At 61.6% G+C, this 19597-nt stretch carries 16 protein-coding genes; 9 read left to right on the top strand and 7 right to left on the bottom strand.

What is annotated here, in order from left to right; all coding sequences use genetic code 11:
• Positions 1-234 precede the first annotated feature (234 nt).
• The 7 genes from arnB to arnF are packed head-to-tail and all read left to right on the top strand — an operon-like array spanning position 235 to position 7661.
• Positions 235-1371 (top strand): UDP-4-amino-4-deoxy-L-arabinose aminotransferase, encoded by a 1137-nt coding sequence (gene arnB, locus NOM67_RS17315; protein WP_255938929.1) that lies wholly within the window; start codon positions 235-237, stop codon positions 1369-1371.
• Between the two features lie 6 nt (positions 1372-1377).
• Positions 1378-2358 (top strand): undecaprenyl-phosphate 4-deoxy-4-formamido-L-arabinose transferase, encoded by a 981-nt coding sequence (gene arnC / locus NOM67_RS17310; RefSeq protein ID WP_185228112.1) that lies wholly within the window; start codon positions 1378-1380, stop codon positions 2356-2358.
• On the top strand, positions 2355-4346 hold the full coding sequence (arnA, locus tag NOM67_RS17305; protein WP_255938928.1) for a bifunctional UDP-4-amino-4-deoxy-L-arabinose formyltransferase/UDP-glucuronic acid oxidase ArnA: 1992 nt from the start codon (positions 2355-2357) through the stop codon (positions 4344-4346). The genes arnC and arnA overlap by 4 nt, the downstream gene beginning before the upstream one ends.
• Positions 4339-5238: a 4-deoxy-4-formamido-L-arabinose-phosphoundecaprenol deformylase gene (gene arnD, locus NOM67_RS17300; protein ID WP_255938927.1), complete on the top strand. Its 900-nt coding sequence runs from the start codon at positions 4339-4341 to the stop codon at positions 5236-5238. Before arnA ends, arnD begins: the two co-directional genes overlap by 8 nt.
• Before the next feature lie 31 nt (positions 5239-5269).
• Entirely contained in the window at positions 5270-6913 is a 1644-nt protein-coding gene (arnT, locus tag NOM67_RS17295; protein ID WP_255938926.1) for a lipid IV(A) 4-amino-4-deoxy-L-arabinosyltransferase, read from the top strand.
• A complete protein-coding gene (locus NOM67_RS17290; protein WP_255938925.1) occupies positions 6913-7257 on the top strand; it encodes an EamA family transporter in 345 nt (114 codons plus the stop codon). The genes arnT and NOM67_RS17290 overlap by 1 nt, the downstream gene beginning before the upstream one ends.
• Positions 7254-7661: a 4-amino-4-deoxy-L-arabinose-phosphoundecaprenol flippase subunit ArnF gene (gene arnF, locus NOM67_RS17285; RefSeq protein WP_255938924.1), complete on the top strand. Its 408-nt coding sequence runs from the start codon at positions 7254-7256 to the stop codon at positions 7659-7661. The genes NOM67_RS17290 and arnF overlap by 4 nt, the downstream gene beginning before the upstream one ends.
• A gap of 72 nt (positions 7662-7733) precedes the next feature.
• Here arnF and NOM67_RS17280 read toward each other — a convergent pair whose 3' ends face one another.
• The 7 genes from NOM67_RS17280 to yqhD all read right to left on the bottom strand — a co-directional run bounded on the left by NOM67_RS17280 (position 7734) and on the right by yqhD (position 17816).
• Complete coding sequence (locus tag NOM67_RS17280) at positions 7734-9062, bottom strand: CoA-disulfide reductase (RefSeq protein ID WP_255938923.1); 1329 nt, start codon at positions 9060-9062, stop codon at positions 7734-7736.
• Positions 9063-9141: 79 nt separating this feature from the next.
• Positions 9142-10542 (bottom strand): L-cystine transporter, encoded by a 1401-nt coding sequence (locus NOM67_RS17275; RefSeq protein ID WP_042031893.1) that lies wholly within the window; start codon positions 10540-10542, stop codon positions 9142-9144.
• A gap of 135 nt (positions 10543-10677) precedes the next feature.
• Positions 10678-11964, bottom strand: coding sequence for a serine dehydratase subunit alpha family protein (locus NOM67_RS17270; protein WP_255938922.1), 1287 nt, complete (start codon positions 11962-11964; stop codon positions 10678-10680).
• 280 nt (positions 11965-12244) lie between these two features.
• Positions 12245-13024, bottom strand: a complete 780-nt coding sequence (locus NOM67_RS17265; protein ID WP_370689171.1) for a substrate-binding periplasmic protein — start codon at positions 13022-13024, stop codon at positions 12245-12247.
• 98 nt (positions 13025-13122) lie between these two features.
• Positions 13123-14607: a Re/Si-specific NAD(P)(+) transhydrogenase subunit beta gene (pntB, locus tag NOM67_RS17260; protein WP_041209536.1), complete on the bottom strand. Its 1485-nt coding sequence runs from the start codon at positions 14605-14607 to the stop codon at positions 13123-13125.
• A gap of 11 nt (positions 14608-14618) precedes the next feature.
• Positions 14619-16145 carry a Re/Si-specific NAD(P)(+) transhydrogenase subunit alpha gene (pntA, locus tag NOM67_RS17255; RefSeq protein ID WP_255938917.1) on the bottom strand — a complete coding sequence of 509 codons (1527 nt, stop codon included), beginning with the start codon at positions 16143-16145 and terminating at the stop codon, positions 14619-14621.
• Between the two features lie 507 nt (positions 16146-16652).
• The gene (gene yqhD, locus NOM67_RS17250; RefSeq protein WP_198505639.1) at positions 16653-17816 is read right to left on the bottom strand and encodes an alcohol dehydrogenase; all 1164 of its coding nucleotides are present in this window, start codon (positions 17814-17816) and stop codon (positions 16653-16655) included.
• A gap of 157 nt (positions 17817-17973) precedes the next feature.
• On the opposite strand from yqhD, the gene NOM67_RS17245 reads away from it, so the two are divergent.
• Both NOM67_RS17245 and NOM67_RS17240 read left to right on the top strand, forming a co-directional pair.
• Positions 17974-18876, top strand: a complete 903-nt coding sequence (locus NOM67_RS17245; RefSeq protein WP_043850729.1) for an AraC family transcriptional regulator — start codon at positions 17974-17976, stop codon at positions 18874-18876.
• Between the two features lie 17 nt (positions 18877-18893).
• On the top strand, positions 18894-19406 hold the full coding sequence (locus NOM67_RS17240) for a lipocalin family protein (RefSeq protein WP_041209533.1): 513 nt from the start codon (positions 18894-18896) through the stop codon (positions 19404-19406).
• Positions 19407-19597: the final 191 nt, after the last annotated feature.

Raw genomic sequence — 19597 nt, 5'->3', positions numbered from 1 at the left:
AAATAAAACCAAGCAATATTTTGTTACGAGATATTTCCAGATTTAGTTATCCATAAAAACTCCAGCAATTGTTACCAAGTGTTGCTGTGCGCTTGAATGAAAACTCGCTATTCAGTTACCTTCGAAAATATATCGAAGGATATAAATTTCTGCGCCATGCATATTTCCAATGAAAATCGGCAACACCGATTTTCATTGCTATTTGATCTCTTGCGACATTAAGACTGGAGTCGTATGAAAAACTTTCTGCCATTCTCGAAACCCGCCATGTGCGAGGCCGAGATCAACGCCGTCAGCGAGGTTCTGCAATCAGGGTGGATCACCACAGGCCCGAAAAATCATGAGCTGGAGCAGCGCTTCTGCGAGACCTTTGGCTGCCAGCATGCGGTAGCGCTCTGCTCCGCAACGGCCGGTATGCATGTCACCCTGATGGCACTGGGGATTGGCCCGGGTGACGAGGTGATCACCCCCTCCCAGACCTGGGTCTCCACCATCAACATCATCACCCTGCTGGGGGCCACCCCCGTCTTTGTCGATGTGGACAGGGATACCCTGATGGTCAGCGCCGGGCAGATAGCGCCGCTCATCACCCCCAACACCCGGGCCATCATCCCGGTTCACTACGCCGGGGCGCCGGTCGACCTCGACCCCATCCTCGCCCTGGGTCGCCAGCACGATATTCCGGTCATCGAAGATGCCGCCCATGCGGTCGGCACCCGCTATCGCGCCCGCTGGATCGGCGAGACCGGCACCGCCATCTTCTCCTTCCACGCCATCAAGAACCTCACCTGTGCCGAAGGGGGCATGCTGGTGACCGATGACAAGGCGCTGGCCGACAAGGCTCGGATGCTGAAATTCCACGGTCTGGGGGTCGATGCCTTCGACCGGATGACGCTGGGCCGCAAGCCGCAGGCCGAGGTGATCATGCCGGGCTTCAAGTACAACCTGGCCGACATCAACGCCGCCATCGCGCTGGTACAGCTGGCCCGCCTGCCCGAGCTCAACGCCCGGCGCGCCATCCTGGTTGCCCGCTATCGGGAGTTGCTGGAGGGGTTGCCGTTCGAGCCGCTCGCTATCCCCGATTATGCCCATCTGCACGCCTGGCACCTCTTCATGGTGCGGGTCGATCCGGCCCGTTGCGGCCTCGATCGCGATCAGCTGATGCAGGCACTGCAGGAGCGCGGCATCGGCACCGGCCTGCACTTCATGGCGGCCCATACCCAGAAGTACTACCGGGAGCGCTACCCGACGCTCTCGCTGCCCAATACCGAGTGGAACTCGTCACGGCTCTGCACCCTGCCCCTCTTCCCCGACATGACGCTCTCCGACGTGGATCGGGTCGTGGCAGCCCTGACCGACATACTGGAGTAACGACACGTGAACCATAACGATATCAAGCGGGTATCCGTCATCATCCCCGTCTACAACGAGGAGGAGAGCCTGCCCGAGCTGCTGCGGCGCGTCACCGAGTCCTGCGAGCAGCTGAGTCAGGATTACGAGGTGATCCTGATCGACGATGGCAGCCGCGACCGCTCCGCCGCCATCATCAGCGAGGCAGCGGCCCGCGAAGGAAGCAAGCTGGTTGCTGTGCTGCTCAACCGCAACTATGGCCAGCATGCCGCCATCATGGCCGGCTTCGAGACGGCCAAGGGGGATCTGGTGATCACCTTGGATGCCGACCTGCAAAACCCGCCGGAAGAGATCCCGCGGCTGGTCGCCACCGCCATGGAAGGGTACGACGTGGTCGGCACCATCCGCCGCAACCGACAGGATTCATGGTTTCGCAAGACGGCCTCGCGCTTTATCAACAAGTCGGTACAGCGGGCCACCGGCGTCCAGATGAGCGACTACGGCTGCATGCTGCGCGCCTATCGCCGCCACATCATCGATGCCATGCTCTGTTGTCAGGAGCGCAGTACCTTCATCCCCATACTGGCCAACAGCTTTGCCCGCCGCACCACCGAGCTGGAGGTGGGCCACGCCGAGCGGGCCCACGGCGAATCCAAATATGGCCTGATGCACCTCATCAACCTGATGTACGACCTGGTCACCTGCATGACCACGGCCCCGCTGCGCCTGCTCAGCATCGTTGGCAGCGTGGTGGCGGGGATCGGCTTCACCTTCTCGATCCTGCTGATCCTGCTGCGCCTGCTGATGGGCGCCGACTGGGCAGCAGACGGCGTATTCACCCTGTTTGCCATTCTCTTCACCTTTGTCGGCGTGCAGCTGATCGGGATGGGGCTGCTGGGTGAGTACATCGGCCGCATGTATACCGATGTGCGCGCCCGCCCCCGCTACTTCATTCACCAAATCGTTCGCTCCACCCCGGATGCTTCGCAACAGGAAACTCAATCATGAAAGTTGTCGTCTTTGCCTATCACGATATCGGCTGCACCGGTATCGAGTCCCTGCTTCAGGCCGGCTATCAGATCCAGGCAGTCTTCTCCCACGCCGACGATCCGGGCGAGAACCGCTTCTTCGACTCGGTCGCCCAGCTCTGCGCCGAGCACGACCTGCCAGTCTTCTCCCCCGAAGATGTGAACCATCCGCTCTGGATCGAGCGCATTCGCGAGCTGGCACCGGAGGCCATCTTCTCCTTCTACTACCGCAACATGCTCAAGCAGGAGATCCTCGATATCCCGACCGTCGGGGCCTTCAACCTGCACGGCTCCCTGCTGCCCGCCTATCGCGGTCGCGCGCCCATCAACTGGTGTCTGGTCAACGGCGAGACCGAGACCGGCATCACCCTGCACCGGATGACGGCCAAACCCGATGCGGGCGATATCGTCGCCCAGCAGGCTGTGGCCATTGCCGACGACGACACGGCGCTGACCCTGCATGGCAAGGTACGCCAAGCTGCCCATGCCCTGCTGGAAGGTGAACTGGTCAAATTCAAGCGCGGGGAGAGCCGCTTCACCCCGCAGGACGAGAGCAAGGCGAGCTACTATGGCCGCCGCACCCCGGCCGATGGCGAACTGCACTGGCACCGCCCGGCCCGCGAGCTCAACAATCTGGTACGCGCCGTCACCCAGCCCTATCCGGGGGCCTTCAGCTTTGCCGGCGATCGCAAGCTGACGGTCTGGAAATCGCAGCCGCTGGCGATCCAGAGCAACCAGCAGCCGGGCACCATTCTCTCCCACGATCCACTGCGCGTGGCTTGTGGTGAGGGCGTGCTGGAGATCCTGGCCGGTCAGGCCGAAGGGGGGCTCTATGTACGCGGCGCCCAACTGGCCCGCGAACTGGGGCTGGTCGAAGGAATGAAGATCGGCGCCAGGGCGAGCAATGCCCTGCGCAAGGCGCGCCTGACCCGGGTGCTAATCCTCGGTGTCAACGGCTTCATCGGCAACCACCTCACCGAGCGTCTGCTCAAGGATGGCGGCTACGAAGTGTATGGCCTCGACATCGGCTCCAGCGCCGTGGACCGCTTCATCGGTCACCCCAACTTCCACTTCGTGGAGGGGGACATCAGCATCCACACCGAGTGGATCGAGTATCACATCAAGAAGTGCGACGTGATCCTGCCGCTGGTAGCCATTGCCACCCCCATCGAGTACACCCGTAACCCGCTGCGGGTGTTCGAGCTCGATTTCGAGGAGAACCTCAAGATCGTCCGCTACTGCGTCAAGTACAACAAGCGCATCATCTTCCCCTCCACCTCCGAGGTGTACGGGATGTGTGACGATCACAGCTTCGACGAGGATGAATCCCGCCTCATCGTCGGCCCCATCAACAAGCAGCGCTGGATCTACTCCGTCTCCAAGCAGCTGCTGGATCGGGTCATCTGGGCCTACGGCAAGAAAGAGGGGCTCAACTTCACCCTGTTCCGCCCCTTCAACTGGATGGGGCCGCGCCTCGACAGTCTGGACTCTGCCCGCATCGGCAGCTCTCGCGCCATCACCCAGCTCATTCTCAATCTGGTGGACGGTACCCCGATCCAGCTGGTGGATGGCGGCGCCCAGAAGCGCTGCTTCACCGATATCGAGGATGGCATCGAAGCCCTGTTCCGCATCGTCGAGAACAGGGACGATCGATGCAACGGCCAGATCATCAACATCGGCAACCCTGACAACGAGGCGAGCATTCGCGAGATGGCCGAGGTGCTGCTCGCCAAGTTCGATGCCCACCCGCTGCGCGACCACTTCCCGCCGTTCGCCGGCTTCAAGCTGGTGGAGAGCAAGTCCTTCTATGGCGACGGCTATCAGGATGTCTCCCACCGTCGTCCGAGCATCCGTAATGCCCGCAAGCTGATCGACTGGGAACCGACCATCGAGATGGAAGAGACCATCGGCAAGACGCTGGACTTCTTCCTGCAAGGGGCGGTCACCACAGGAGTCGAGCATGACTGAGGTGGGTCTGCGGATCGACGTCGATACCTTCAGGGGGACCCGTGACGGGGTTCCCCGCCTGCTGCAACTGCTCGACCGGCATCAGGTGAAGGGGAGTTTTTTCTTCTCGGTCGGTCCCGACAACATGGGGCGCCACCTGTGGCGCCTGCTCAAGCCCCGCTTCCTGCTCAAGATGCTGCGTTCCAACGCAGCATCTCTGTATGGGCTCGATATCCTGCTGGCCGGCACCGCCTGGCCCGGCAAGCCAATCGGCAAAGAGCTGGGCTCCCTGATGCGCGACACAGACAGCGCCCGTCACGAGGTGGGGCTGCACGCCTGGGATCACCACGGCTGGCAGGCCAACACCGGTCGCTGGGACGAGGCCGAGCTGATCCGCCAGACCCGGCTCGGAGTCGATGCCCTGAGCGACATTCTGGGGCGCGAAGTGGATTGCTCCGCCGCCGCCGGCTGGCGGGCCGATCCGCTCACCACCCAAGCCAAGGAGCAGTTCGGCTTTCGCTACAACAGTGACTGTCGCGGCTGCGGCCTGTTCCGCCCCATTCTGGAGGATGGGCGGCCCGGCACCCCGCAGATCCCGGTCAACCTGCCCACCTTTGACGAGGTGGTGGGGCATAAGGTGACGGTCGACGGTTTCAACCACTTCCTGCTGGAGCAGCTGGCGACCCCTACGGCACAGGGCCCCCATGTCTACACCATCCACGCCGAGGTAGAGGGGATCGTCATGGCGGATCAGTTCGATGCCCTGCTCGGCGAGGCCAAAGCGCGTGGCATCCGTTTTGTCCCCCTTGGCGAGCTGCTCCCGTCCGACCCGACTCAACTACCGACCGGTCACCTGCTGCGCGGCACCCTGCCGGGACGCGAAGGGTGGCTCGGCTGCAAGGCAGCCCCATGAACCAGCTCACCAGATTGCAACCGAGGATCTCATGAAGATGACCCGATGGGCCCTGCCCCTTTTCTTTCTGCTCTTTTACCTGCTGCCGCTCAACCAGCGGATGCTGTGGAGCCCGGACGAAAACCGTTACGCCGAAATCAGCCGGGAGATGGTCACCACGGGTGACTGGGTGGTGCCCCACTTCCTCGGCCTGCGCTACTTCGAGAAACCCATCGCCGGTTACTGGTTCAACAGCCTCAGCCAGCTGATGTTCGGCGAGAGCAATTTTGCCGTCCGCTTCGCTTCGGCTGCCTCGACCGGGCTGAGCGCGTTGCTGGTCTTCTGGTTTACCCTCCAGCTCTGGCAGTGCCGGCGCAGAGCGTGGTTCGCCAGCCTCATCTATCTCTCGACCCTGATTGTTTACGGCATCGGCACCTACAGCGTGCTTGACGCCATGGTGACCCTCTGGCTCAACGCCGCCATGGTGAGCTTCTACCTCATCCGGCAGGAGGGGCCGCCCGGTCGCAGGATGGCGGGCTATCTGCTGTTTGGTCTCGCCTGCGGCATGGGTTTCCTCACCAAGGGGTTCATCGCGCTGGCGGTACCGGTAATCGTACTTGTCCCATATATGCTGACCCAGGGACGCCTGCTCGAACTGGTGCGCTTCGGGCCGCTGGCCATCCTGAGCGCCGCCATGCTGGCCGCCCCCTGGGCCATCGCCATTCATCAGCGGGAGCCGGACTACTGGCACTACTTTTTCTGGATTGAGCACATCCAGCGCTTCGCCTCGGAAGATGCCCAGCACAAGTCCCCCTTCTGGTACTACCTGCCGATGGGACTACTCGGTACCCTGCCATGGCTGGGGCTGCTGCCGGGCGCACTGAAGCAGGGGTGGCAGGAGCGCAAGGTCGGCTCGCAGACTCTCTATCTGCTGGCCTGGCTGGTACTGCCCTTTATCTTCTTCAGCATCGCCAAGGGCAAGCTGCTCACCTATATCCTGCCCTGCTTCGCCCCGCTGGCCATCCTGCTCGCCAACAGCGCGGCCAATGCCCTCAGGGAGGGGCGCGCTCAGCCATTTCGCCTCAACGCCTGGATCAACGGCCTGTTCGGTCTCGTCTGCGTAGGGGTTCTGGCGGTACTGGCCTTCTCGCCGCAACATGCGGTCTACGGCCGCTACGAGATGGGCAAGCTGGTCATTGCCATGGCGATCTTCGCCAGCTGGTCGCTGCTCGGCTTTATCCAGCTGGTGGCTCCCGTCCGCAGCTGGCAGCTGAGCGCCCTCTGCCCCATGGTGCTGGCCGTAGCCCTGCCGCTGGCGCTGCCGTTATCGCTGGTGGACTCCAAACTGCCGGAGCACTTCATCAAGGCCAACCGGGAGATCCTGATGGAATCCCACACCCTGCTGGCCAACGAGGTGGGCACCGCTTCCTCCATCGCCTGGGAGACCAAGCGCAGCGAGGTCAACCTGTTCGACAGCATGGGCGAGCTGAGATATGGCCTTGGCTATCCGCAGGGCAAGGGGCGCTATGTCACGCAAGAGGAGTTCCCGAAATGGCTGGCACAGGCTCGCCAGGAGGGGCAGGTCGCCCTGCTGCTGCGCACCGATGATGACGAGGAGATCGCTGCGCTGCCTCCGGCAGACCAGACCATCCGCAGCCACCGCTTTACCCTGCTCGTCTACCACGGGAATCGCTGATGGATATCCTGCTCCTCCTGCTGGTCAGCCTCCTCACCAGTGCGGGCCAGATGCTGCAAAAGCAGGCGGTCATCAGCTGGCAACGCGCACCGCACGGCCACTGGCAGAAGCTCACCTCTCCCTGGTTGCTGGGGAGCATTGCAGCCCTTGGCAGCGGCATGCTGCTCTGGATCTATCTGCTGCAGCGGCTGCCGCTGAGCATGGCCTACCCCATGCTCAGCCTCAATCTGGTGCTGGTGCTGCTCGGCTCGCGCCTCTTTTTCCGCGAGCCGGTGAGCAGCCGCAACTGGCTGGGGGCTGCCGCCATCATTGTCGGCGCCCTGCTGCTGGGAGGTCTGTTATGAAGGGTTATCTCTACGTGTTGGGCAGCATAGTGCTGGTGACAGTGGCGCAACTCTGCATGAAGTGGGGGGCAATCAGCCTCCCTGCGTGGCAAGCCGATCCCGCCGTGATGCTGGCTCACCCCCTGCCACTCCTCACCATAGCCATCGGCATCCTCTGCTATGTGCTGTCGTTGCTCTGCTGGCTGGCAGCGCTGCACTCGACGCCGCTCAATATCGCCTACCCGCTGCTCAGCACCAGTTACGGGCTGGTCTATCTGCTGGCGGTAAGCATGCCGGCCTTTGCCGAACCGCTGGTGGCGAGCAAGGCGGCAGGCGTTGCGCTTATCTTCTTCGGCGCCGTGCTGGTCGGCAGCAAACCGGCGACAGGCAAGCCGGAGCGGCAAGATCCCCCTGCCAATCCCTGAGGCAGCTTTAAGCAAAAAGAAGAGGCGGCCCCCTGTGCCGCCTCTTCTCATTTTCCGCCTGACCAGCGCCTGTTACCTGGCGACGTTGCCCGCCACGTTCAGGGCATCCCAGGTGCGGGAGAAGGGCGGCGCGTAGGCAAAGTCCAGCATGCCTAGCTGCTCGGTAGTCACCCCCATGGTGATGGCCACCGCCAGCGCGTCGATGCGGTGTACCGCCCCCTTGCGACCGAGGATCTGGCCGCCCAGCAGCCGCTTGCTGCCCGCCTCATAGACCAGCTTGACGTGAATGTCGGACTGACCCGGGCAGTAGTTGGTGTGGCACTTGTCCTTGATCACCACGGTGCGATAGTCGATCCCCATCGCCTTGGCTTCCTGCTCGGAGAGACCGGTACGGCCCGCCTCCAGCCCCAGCACCTTGAGCGCCGCAGAGCCGAGGGTGCCCGAGAACTCCTGCTCGGCCCCGGCCAGGTTCTCGCCCACCATGCGCCCCAGCTTGTTGGCGATGGTAGCGAGCGGCACATAGACCTGCAGCTGCTTCACGCTATGCCAGACGCTGGCGCAATCACCGGCCGACCAGACATTGGCCAGCGAGCTGCGCCCTTGGCGATCCACCTTGATGGCGCCGTTGCCGAGTCGCTCGATGCCGGTATCGGCCAGAAACTCGGTGTTTGGCTTGACCCCGGTGCAGACCACCACGATATCGGCCTCGTACTCGCCCTGGCTGGTTCGCACGCCGGTCACCCGGCCATCCCCCAGCAGCGCTTCAACCCGCTCACCCAGATGGAGGGAGACTCCCTGCTCACGCAGTTCGATTTCGATATGCTGGGTGATCTCGCCATCAAACGCATCGGGGATGACCCGATCCGCCAGCTCGATGAGACGCACCTCTTTGCCCTGATGTACCAGCGCCTCGACCACCTCCAGCCCGATAAAGCCGGAGCCGATCACCACGGCGCGGCGATTGTTCTTGTCTTGTACCGCCGCCTTCAGCGCCAGTCCGTCGGCCATCCGGCGCAGACCGAATACCCCCTCCTGCTGCAAGCCGGGGATGGGTGGCATCACTTCGCGGGCGCCGGTGGCGATCATCAGCCGATCGTAGCGATCGGTGAAGGTGTCGCCGTTGTGCTCGACCGTCAGCGTCTGCGCGGCAGCATCCAGACTCAGCACCCGGTGGCCAATCTTGACCTCGATCCCCTTGGCGGCGAACTGCTCCGGGGTGAACTCGGCCATGTAGCCGGGCTCCTGAAACTCGTCGCCGACGAAGTAGGGCAGGCCACAGGCACCGAAGGAGATCACCTCGGATGCCTCATACACCACGATTTCGGCATCGATGGCCAACCGGCGCGCCTTGGCGGCCGCACTCATACCGGCGGCTTCGCCACCGATGATCACGATTCTCATAGTTGCTCCTGTCAATGACGCAGGGAGGGCATGCCCTCCCTGTGGTTGATGGCGGGAAGGTTGCCCCTCCCGCAGCGGATCAGATGGTGGACTCTTCGCCGTCCAGACTCACTTCGTGATCGCTGTTGAATACGTTCATGTCGGTCTCCCCCAGCAGACGGCTGGTAACCGTGCCCGCGGTGATGGAGCCGGAGACGTTGAGCGCGGTACGGCCCATGTCGATCAGCGGCTCGATGGAGATGAGCAGACCGGCCAGCGCCACCGGGAAGTCCAGCGCGGAGAGCACGATCAGCGCGGCAAAGGTGGCGCCGCCGCCAATCCCGGCCACCCCGAAGGAGCTGACGGTGATGATGGCGATCAGAGTCATGATGAAGCTCGGGTCCATCGGGTTGACCCCGACAGTCGGTGCAATCATCACCGCCAGCATGGCCGGATAGATACCGGCGCAGCCGTTCTGACCGATGGTGGAACCAAAGGAGGCGGCGAAGTTGGCGATCCCCTCCGGAATACCCAGCGACTTGGTCTGGGTCTGCACGTTCATCGGGATGGAGCCCGCACTGGTACGGGAGGTGAAGGCAAAGGCCAGCACCGGCGTGATCTTCTTCAGGAAGCGGGCTGGGTTGATGCCGACCATGCCGACCAGCAGCAGGTGCACGGCGAACATGATGGCAATCGCGCCGTAAGAGGCCATCACGAAGCTGAGCAGATTGATGATGTCAGCGTAGTTGGAACCGGATACCACCTTGGTCATCAGGGCCAGCACACCGAACGGGGTCAGGCGCAGCACCAGGGTCACCATCCGCATCACGATGGCGTGGGCCACGGCGATGAAGTGGCTGAAGCTGGCGAAGATCTCCGGCTTCTTGCGGGCAATGCCGGTAGCCGACAGACCGATGAAGATGGAGAAGATCACCACAGCGATGGTGGAGGTCTTGCGACCGCCGGTCATGTCGAGGAAGGGGTTGGCCGGAATGAACTCCAGCACCATCTTGGCAAAGGACATGCTCTCGACACTGCCGAGGGTGCTCTGCAGCGCAGCTCCACGAGCGCTTTCTGCAGCACCGGCAGTGAGCCCTTCTGCGGTCAGCCCAAACAAGTTGGACATCAGGATGCCAGCCCCTGCCGCGATAGCGGTGGTGAAGATCAGCACGCCGATGGTCATGGCGCTGATCTTGCCAAGGGCGGTACCGCCGTTGAGCTTGAGGATGGCGCTGATGATGGAGACCATGATGAGCGGGATGATGATCATCTGCAGCAGCTTCACATAGCCGCTACCGACGATATCGAGATAGTCGATGGTCTGGCCAATCACCGCAGACCCCGCTCCGTAGAGCAGCTGCAGGGCAGCCCCGAACAGGATACCCAGCCCCAGACCGGCAAACACCCGGCGGGTGAAGCTCACATGTTTTTGCTGCAACCGATAGAGGAAGAACAGCAAGAAGGCCGCAATGGCCAGATTACCAATAACGCTAAGTGTCATGAGATGACCCCCCAAAAAGCGGGCAATGCCCGGGAAACAAGAGCAAGCACGACGCATGCCCTGGCAACCGTGTCGGACGGCCTGACCCGTCACGACATAAACAAGGGGGTCTGAGCCCCCTTTGTTTCTACAAACTTATGGCTTCTGCTGTTTCGCTCGCATGATGTTGATGATCTCGATATCCGTATCCAGCATCCCCTCTTTGGAGAGCCGGCCCAGATTGGCGATGGTCTGGTCCACATCGTCGGAGACGATCCCCTCACTCTGGGGTACATGCAGGTTGTTGATGGCCATCAGGGAGGATTTCACCGCCGCCGAGGTCGAGGTCGAGACCTTCATGGAGCAGGCACTGCCGGCGCCGTCACAGATGATGCCGGAGACATCGCCAATCATGTTGTTGATGCAGTGGCTGATCTGCTCGAACTGGCCGCCCAGCAGCCAGGTGATGGCCGCGCCGGAGCCCATGGCAGCGGTGCTGGCGGCGCAGAGGGCCGACAGCTTGTTCTGATAAGTCTTGATGTAGATGGCCACCAGATGGCTCATCACCAGCGCCCGGGTCAGCTGCTCGTCGCTCGCCTTAAGAAAGCGGGCCGCCGCGACCACCGGCATGGTGGCGGCAATACCCTGATTGCCGGAGCCGGAGTTGGACATGGCGGGCAGCATGGCGCCATCCATCCGCGCATCGGAAGCAGCGGAGGAGAGGCGCATCGCCAGCGTCATCAGGTCATCGGAGAGCAGCTTGCGCTCCACCTGCTCGGTGAGGATCTTGCCGATGCGCAGGCCATAACCCTGCAGCCCTTCATCTGCCAGCGCCTGATTCATGGTGGCGGCCTCGCGGATGAAGTCGATCTCCGCCAGCGGCACTTCCAATGCAAAATCGACGATCTCGCGCAGGGTCATGGTCGGTTTGGCGGATTTGGCTGGCTGGATCTGCACGCCGGGAGCGTTGTCCTGCTGCATCAGCACCTCGCCATCCTTCTCCATCAGGATGATGCGGGTGTGGTCGGTGCAGATCACCACCCGGGCGCTGTGGCCATCCACCTCGGCCAGCACCTCGGCATAGAGCACGTCCGGCACATCCTTCACATCCACCTTGATGGCGGGCAGCAGCGCCTTGGCGGCTTCCACCTGATCTGGCGTGAGAGTCTTGAGCACCTCCAGCCCGGCATCCGGATTGCCCCCTGTGATGCCGACCGCTGCAGCCACCGGCAGGCCGATCATGCCGGTACCCGGCACCCCGACCCCCATGCCATTCTTGAACAGGTTGCCGCTGACCCAGACGCTGATACGGGTCGGATCCTGCCCCAGCAGCTTGCGGCAGTTGGCCGCAGCCAGGGCGACCGACATCGGCTCGGTGCAGCCAAGGGCCGGCACCACTTCACGCTTGAGCAGGGTAATAAAGTCGGTCCATTGTGCTTTCATCTGTGCAATCTCATCTTGGTGGCGCAATGCCTGTCATCGCCACAGGCAACAGCATGGCAAAAAAGGGTGACCTGGGGTCAGCATCAATTCGGGGCGCGCCGCAACGGCGTCGCGAGAGAGGTAGCCGCCTGACGGCAGCACCATGCAAATCAACTGAATTTGATTCTAATATCAATAAAATCAAATTAAGTTGCGCAATATCGCTTTTTTTAGCGCCATTATGCCCGTCTTTTAACAAAGTGCGACAATTTGTGAGGCAACGCACAGAAGGCTGGCCCGCCTAGAGGTGATAGCGGGCCAGCAGCTGCTTGTAGGCGGGGGTCTGCTTGAACTGTTTCAGGGCGGCGGAGAAACGGATAGCCAGCTGATCGTGGCCGGGTTTGTGGGTAAATCCGAGAAAGTTGCGGCTATCGTCGGTCAACATATAGGAGCCATGGCTCACCTGATCCTGCAGCCCCTGGGTGTGCAGCAGATAGCGCCCGACCAGCTCGTTGAGCACCACCCCATCCAGCCTGCCCGCCATCATCAGGTGGAGCTGCTTGACGGCATTCCCCTCCCCCGTCATCGGCACCCGGATCACCCCGGTATCGGTCAGGAAGGATTTGCTGTAGGCATAGTCGGCCTGAATGCCGACCCGCAACCCCTTGAGGTCGGCCAGCCGGGCAACGTGGAGCGGGCGATCCACCGGATAGAAGAGCACCTCGCCACTGTAGGAGAGGGGCTCGTCGGGATAGTGGAGCCAGCTCTTGCGAGCCTCGGCATAGAAGATGTCGATCACCGCATCTCCTTCACGCAGCATCGCCTGCTGCAACACCCGCTTCCAGGGGAGCACCCTGATTTCGGTGCGATAGCCAAGCTGCTGCAGCACGGTACAAGCCAGATCGAGATCGGCTCCCACCAGTCGACCACCATCATCACGCATCACATAGGGCGGCCACAGCTCGGTCAACAACGTCAGGGTCGGCGGTTTGTCCGCCGCAGCCGCCAAACCGGCCCCAAGCAGGGAGGCCAGCAACCAACCGTAACACCCGATCCTTCGCCAACCCTGACACCACATCATGGAGATCCCTCATGGTCCGTATGGATTGAGGATATACAAGGGATGGGCAATAAAAAAGGAGGCCGAAGCCTCCTTGATATCCACTCTCTGAATGGCACTTACAGTGCTTTCAGGATTGCCTCGACACTGGCCTTGGCATCGCCAAACAGCATCTGGGTATTCTCTTTGAAGAACAGCGGGTTCTGGACACCGGCGTAGCCAGTGTTCATGGAGCGCTTGAAGCCGATGACGTTCTGCGCTTTCCACACTTCCAGCACCGGCATACCGGCGATCGGGCTGCCCGGATCTTCCATCGCGGCCGGGTTGACGGTGTCGTTGGCACCGATCACCAGCACGGTATCGGTATCGGCGAAGTCCTCGTTGATCTCGTCCATTTCCAGCACGATGTCATACGGTACTTTCGCTTCCGCCAGCAGCACGTTCATGTGGCCAGGCAGACGACCGGCAACCGGGTGGATACCGAAGCGCACCTTGACGCCGCGGTCACGCAGCTTCTGGGTGATCTCGGCAACCGGATACTGAGCCTGTGCCACCGCCATACCGTAGCCCGGGGTGATGATGACGGAGCTGGAGTTCTTCAGCAGGTCAGCCACTTCCTCGGCGCTGGTTTCGCGGTATTCGCCCATCTCCTGATCAGCCGTGGAGGCCACGCCATCGGAGCCGAAGCCACCGGCGATCACGGAGATGAAGGAGCGGTTCATCGCCTTGCACATGATGTAAGAGAGGATGGCACCGGAGGAACCCACCAGGGCACCGGTGACGATCAGCAGGTCATTGGAGAGCATGAAGCCCGCCGCTGCCGCCGCCCAACCGGAGTAGGAGTTCAGCATGGAGACCACTACCGGCATGTCGGCACCACCGATGGAGGCAACCAGATGCCAGCCAAAGGCGAAGGCGATCAGGGTCATCACCAGCAGAGCGAAGGTGGAGCCACCGGCGTTGACGAAGTAGACCATCAGCGCCAGAGACGCGACCACGGCCAGCAGGTTCAGCTTGTGGCGGTGCGGCAGCATCAGCGGCTTGGAGGAGATGAGACCACGCAGCTTGCCGAACGCCACCACGGAACCGGTGAAAGTCACGGCACCGATGAAGACGCCGAGGAAGATCTCGACCAGGTGGATGTTCAGCATGGCGCCGGTCAGGTGCTCGACCTGGGCAACGCTGGCTGCCTGCTCGAACGCCGCACGGGCGGCTGCCAGCGTTGCATCCAGGTTGGAACCGACGGAGACAACCACTTCAGCCGGTGCGGAGGGGTGCAGATCGATGAAGCTGTTGAAACCCACCAGCACCGCCGCCATACCCACGAAGCTGTGCAGCACAGCCACCAGCTCGGGCATCTCGGTCATCTCGACCTTGAGCGCCAGACGCACGCCGATGGCACCGCCGATCACCATGGCCAGAATGATCCAGTGAACGCCACTGGTCTCCGGGTTGAACACGGTCGCGATCAGGGCGATGGCCATACCCGCGATACCGAACAGGTTGCCATGTTTGGCCGTCTCTTGCTTCGACAGTCCCGCGAGACTGAGGATGAAGAGCACGGCGGCAACGATATAGGATGCTGTTACCAGTCCTTGAGACACGTTAAACCCCCTTAATCCTTACGGAACATCTTCAGCATGCGCTGAGTGACGGTGAAGCCGCCGAAGATGTTGATACTGGCAATCAGCACGGCGATGAAGGCCAATGCGGTAACCAGAGTCGACCCTTGCCCGATCTGCAGCAGGGCACCGACCACGATAATGCCGGAGATGGCATTGGTGACCGACATCAGCGGCGTGTGCAGGGCGTGAGAGACGTTCCACACCACGTAGTAACCGACCACACAGGCCAGGATGAATACGGTGAAGTGGGAGAGGAAGGCTGCCGGGGCAACGGAGGCGATCCAGCCGAAGGCGGCGATGCCGAGAGCACCGAACACGAACTTCTTGTTGGAGGGCTTGGCCTCTTCCTTCTTGGCTGCCGGTTTGGCGGCGGCTGGTTTCTGCGGGGCAGCAGAGACGGAGATGGCGGGCGGCGGGAAGGTCACTTCACCGGCCTGGATCACCGTCATGTTGCGCTGAACCACGTCTTCGAAGTCGATGGCGACGTTGCCGTCCTTCTCCTTGCACATCAGCTTCATCAGGTTGACCAGGTTGGTACCGTAGAGCTGGGAGGATTGGGCAGGCAGACGACCCGGCAGATCGGTGTAACCAATCACCTTGACGCCGTTGGCGGTGACATGCAGTTCGCCCGGCACTGTGTATTCACAGTTGCCGCCGGCCTGAGCGGCCATGTCCACGATGACGGAGCCCGGCTTCATGCTGTCGACCATCTCTTTGGTGATCAGCTTGGGAGCCGGCTTGCCCGGGATCAGGGCGGTGGTGATGATGATGTCCACCTCTTTGGCCTGCTGGGCAAACAGCTCCATCTCAGCCTTGATGAACTCTTCGCTCATCACTTTGGCGTAACCATCGGAGGAGGAACCATCCTCACCGCCGAAGTCGAGCTTGAGGAACTCGCCACCCATGGATTCGATCTGCTCGGCCACTTCCAGACGGGTATCGAAGGCACGCACGATGGCACCGAGGGAACCGGCAGTACCGATGGCAGCCAGACCGGCTACGCCGGCACCGATCACCAGTACCTTGGCAGGCGGCACTTTACCGGCTGCGGTGATTTGGCCGGTGAAGAAGCGACCGAACTGGTGCGCAGCTTCAACGACGGCACGATAGCCACCGATGTTGGCCATGGAGGAGAGGGCATCGAGGGACTGGGCACGGGAGATCCGCGGCACCATATCCATCGCCATTACATTGATGTTGCGCTCGGACAGCTTCTTGACCAGCTCGGGGTTCTGGGCAGGCCAGATGAAGCTAATCAGAGTGGCGCCATCTTTAATTTGTGCGATCTCGGCATCGGTCGGCGCATTGACCTTGAAGATAAGGTCGGCTTGCCAGACATTCGGCACCACGCTGGCACCGGCAGCCTCGAAGGCGGCATCATCGAAGCTGGCCGACAGGCCTGCGCCGGTCTCGATGGCGACCTCGAAGCCGAGCTTGTTCAGCTGCTCGACGGTAGCCGGGGTCGCTGCGACCCGGGTCTCACCGACGAGACTCTCTCTCGGTATTCCAATCTGCATGACTATTCCCTGATGGTTAATAAACAATCGCTGCCCAGTGTCTCATTTCTGGCGAAACAAGACATGACCAAAGTGCAGGTCTTGGGCTCTTTGTTATGAAAATCAGTAGGCTTTACCTCAACCTCCTGTCATGGTCAGGCCCCCGCTTTTCAGGCGCGAAGGTGATTAGTATCAAATTTTGGAGTTTTATTACAACCGCACGCCCGACAGCACGCGTACAGATTTCAGCCCATCCCCGCCGAGGATTAAAAAAAACAAACCAAATTAGAGGCTTATACCAGTAAAAACGGCTGAAAAAAGTGATCCAACCAGTCAAAAAAAATGTTTCACCGGCTCTCTATCTTAGCGTTTTTTGTTCTTACGAAATGCGCCGGAGCTCTGTACGGCTGCGGCAAAGGCCGAAAAATAACAATTTCACAACAATGACAGGGCCGCACTCCCGCCAGCTGGCTGGAGGCGGCCCTCGATATTCAATCGTTTCGCCGGTTGGCGCCCGATCCGGGGCTTTTACCAGGCAGCTTCATAAATATGCTGACTCTGCACCAGATCGATATCACCGTGCTCGCCCAGACGGCTCATGCCGTGCTCACCCAGCTTGCCGATCAGGGTATCGATACCCAGATCTTTGAGACCGTAGTCGCGCAGCCGGGTCTTGACCCCCATCCGCTCGAAGAAGTCGCGGGTCGCGGCGATGGCATCGTCGATGCGCTCCGCTTCGCTGCCGCTGCGCAGACCCCATACCCGCTCTGCGTATTGCAGCAGCTTGGCATGCTTCTGTTTGCGCTTGGCCTGCAGCAGGGCGGGCAGCACGGCCGCCAGAGTCTGGGCATGGTCGAGGCCGTGCAGAGCGGTCAGCTCGTGACCCAGCATGTGGGTGGCCCAGTCCTGCGGCACACCGGCACCGATCAGGCCGTTCAGCGCCATGGTGGCACTCCACATGATGTTGGCGCGCACCTCATAGTTGTGCGGTTCGGCCAGCGCCTTGGGGCCCTCTTCGATCAGGGTCAGCAACAAGCCTTCGGCGAAGCGATCCTGCACCTTGGCGTTGACCGGATAGGTGAGGTACTGCTCCACGATGTGGACGAAAGCATCCACCACCCCGTTTGCCACCTGACGCTCGGGCAGGGTGTAGGTGAGCACCGGATCGAGCACGGCAAAGCGCGGCATCACGAACGGCGAGAAGAAGTGCACCTTGTCGCCACTGCTGCGACGGGTGATGACGGCACCCATGTTCATTTCGGAACCGGTCGCCGGCAGGGTCAGCACCGAACCGAGCGGGATGGCGGAGCGCACTTCGCTGCCGACGGTCTCGAGAATGTGCCAGGGATCCCTGGCCGGATCGTAGTGCGCGGCAGCGGCGATAAACTTGGTGCCATCGAGCACCGAGCCGCCGCCAACGGCGAGCAGGAAATCGACCTGCTCGGCACGGGCCAGCTCCACGGCCCCCATCAGGGTCTCGTAGGCCGGGTTGGGCTCGATGCCGCCAAATTCAAACAGAGTGAAGCCAGCCAGTTCGCTGCGGATCTGCTCCAGCAGGCCGCTGCGTACCACGCTGCCGCCACCGTAGGTGATCATGACGCGGGCATCGCTCGGGAGCTGCTCGCGCAGCTGGGCGATCTGCCCCTGGCCGAACAGGATTTTGGTCGGGGTATGGAGAGTAAAGTTGTTCATCGACATTGCCTTCTTCTGATAGTCAGGGCGGCCTAGCCGCGAAATCGTGATTGCATTTTTCTCCAGAACAACCCTACCATCAAGGCAACATCCTGCTTGATTCTTGCCTATTTCTACAAAGCAGCAAAAACCGGAACAGTCGAATCAAAGAGCCCCCATGCAAAACCGTTACAGCGACCTCGCCGCCAGAGTGGCCCGCCACGTCACCACCCCCGGCATCTCCCCGTCACCGGTGAAACAGGTCAATCTCATCTACACCACCGAGTACCACGGCCGCACTCCGGTGCTCTACCAGCCGCGGATGATAGTGATCCTGCAGGGGCACAAGGTGGGCTATCTGGCGGATCAGGTATTTCGCTACGACCCCAACCACTACCTGCTGATGACCCTGCCGCTGCCCTGCGAGTGCGAGTGTTTCGCCTCCCCCGAGCAGCCCCTGATCGGTTTCTCCATCGAGATCGATCTGGTCATCCTGCAGGAGCTGTTGCTTGAGCTGGGCGATGCCCTGCCCGCCCCCGCTCCGCAAAAGAGCGGCGTCCACTCGGTCCCCCTGTCGGAGACCATGTTCTGCGCCGCCGAGCGGCTGATCGAGCTGATGGACAACCCGCTGCACGCCAAGGTGCTGGGGCCGCAGACGGTGCGGGAGATGCTGTTTCACGCCCTCACCGAGGGGGGCGGCCCGGCGTTGCAGGCGCTCGCCAACCGCCACAATCATGTGGGCCAGATTGCCCGGGTGCTGCGTATGATAGAGCAGCGCTACGCCGACAACCTCACCATGGAGGAGCTGGCGCGGGAGGTGAACATGAGCGTCTCCGCTTTTCACCACCACTTCAAGGCAGTCACTGCCACCTCGCCGCTGCAGTACATCAAGTCGTTTCGCCTGCACAAGGCGCGCCTGATGATGTTGCACGACGGCATCAAGGCGGGGGCAGCCGCCGCCAGAGTCGGTTACGAGAGCAACTCCCAGTTCAGCCGGGAGTACAAACGGTTCTTCGGCAGCACGCCGACAGATCAGGCCTCCCGCTTTCGGGATGGCCAGCTTCGCATCATAGAGGGATAACGAGAGAGGGATTACCTATGCGTTCACTGCTTTGTCTGTTTACCGTCTGGCTGCTGACGGCCTGCACCGGCCTCGCCGACGGCATCCGCCCCGTCACCGGCTTCCAGCTCGACCGCTATCTCGGCACCTGGTACGAGATTGCCCGCCTCGACCACGGTTTCGAACGCGGGCTGGAGCAGGTGAGTGCCACCTACAGCCTGCGGGACGATGGCGGCGTCAAGGTGCTCAACCGCGGCAAGCAGAGCGATGGCAGCTGGCGCGAAGCCGAAGGCAAGGCCTACTTCGTCGGCAGCCCTGACGAGGCGCGGCTCAAGGTGAGCTTCTTCGGCCCCTTCTACGGCGGCTACAACGTCATCGATCTCGATCCCGATTACCAGCTCTCGCTGGTGACCAGCTACAACCACGACTACCTCTGGATCCTCGCCCGCTCACCCAACCCGCCCAAGGCGAAGGTGGATGCGCTGGTCGCCAAGGCGAAATCGCTGGGCTTTGCCACCGACCAGCTTATCTGGGTCAAACAGAGTCATTGACCCCTGCCACCGGTGGCGAAACGCCTTCGCCACCGGCTTGTTTTTCCTTTCCAGTGAATACCCCGCCCCCACCTTCACCGCCATAAAAATACCGCTGGTTGGTTGTTGCCAATATATTGCGAAGCTGCATCAGGCCCTGCCAATAACGCAACAAATAATAGCCATATTGTCAGTTCTGCCTTGCCACACAG

Origin of the sequence: Aeromonas sp. SG16, assembly GCF_024436135.1 — a bacterium.
GTDB lineage: Bacteria > Pseudomonadota > Gammaproteobacteria > Enterobacterales > Aeromonadaceae > Aeromonas > Aeromonas jandaei.
Note: the sequence above shows the minus strand (reverse complement) of the source record. Positions and strands in the feature narration are given on the sequence as shown.

Bases quoted from the DNA above. Each gene is read 5' to 3' on its own strand.
- arnF (WP_255938924.1), top strand. From the start codon at position 7,254: ATGAAGGGTTATCTCTACGTGTTGGGCAGCATAGTGCTGGTGACAGTG.
- arnB (WP_255938929.1), top strand. From the start codon at position 235: ATGAAAAACTTTCTGCCATTCTCGAAACCCGCCATGTGCGAGGCCGAG.
- NOM67_RS17290 (WP_255938925.1), top strand. From the start codon at position 6,913: ATGGATATCCTGCTCCTCCTGCTGGTCAGCCTCCTCACCAGTGCGGGC.
- NOM67_RS17280 (WP_255938923.1), bottom strand. From the start codon at position 9,062: ATGAGAATCGTGATCATCGGTGGCGAAGCCGCCGGTATGAGTGCGGCC.
- arnA (WP_255938928.1), top strand. From the start codon at position 2,355: ATGAAAGTTGTCGTCTTTGCCTATCACGATATCGGCTGCACCGGTATC.
- NOM67_RS17275 (WP_042031893.1), bottom strand. From the start codon at position 10,542: ATGACACTTAGCGTTATTGGTAATCTGGCCATTGCGGCCTTCTTGCTG.
- pntA (WP_255938917.1), bottom strand. From the start codon at position 16,145: ATGCAGATTGGAATACCGAGAGAGAGTCTCGTCGGTGAGACCCGGGTC.
- NOM67_RS17265 (WP_370689171.1), bottom strand. From the start codon at position 13,024: ATGATGTGGTGTCAGGGTTGGCGAAGGATCGGGTGTTACGGTTGGTTG.
- NOM67_RS17245 (WP_043850729.1), top strand. From the start codon at position 17,974: ATGCAAAACCGTTACAGCGACCTCGCCGCCAGAGTGGCCCGCCACGTC.
- NOM67_RS17270 (WP_255938922.1), bottom strand. From the start codon at position 11,964: ATGAAAGCACAATGGACCGACTTTATTACCCTGCTCAAGCGTGAAGTG.
- yqhD (WP_198505639.1), bottom strand. From the start codon at position 17,816: ATGAACAACTTTACTCTCCATACCCCGACCAAAATCCTGTTCGGCCAG.
- arnD (WP_255938927.1), top strand. From the start codon at position 4,339: ATGACTGAGGTGGGTCTGCGGATCGACGTCGATACCTTCAGGGGGACC.
- arnT (WP_255938926.1), top strand. From the start codon at position 5,270: ATGAAGATGACCCGATGGGCCCTGCCCCTTTTCTTTCTGCTCTTTTAC.
- NOM67_RS17240 (WP_041209533.1), top strand. From the start codon at position 18,894: ATGCGTTCACTGCTTTGTCTGTTTACCGTCTGGCTGCTGACGGCCTGC.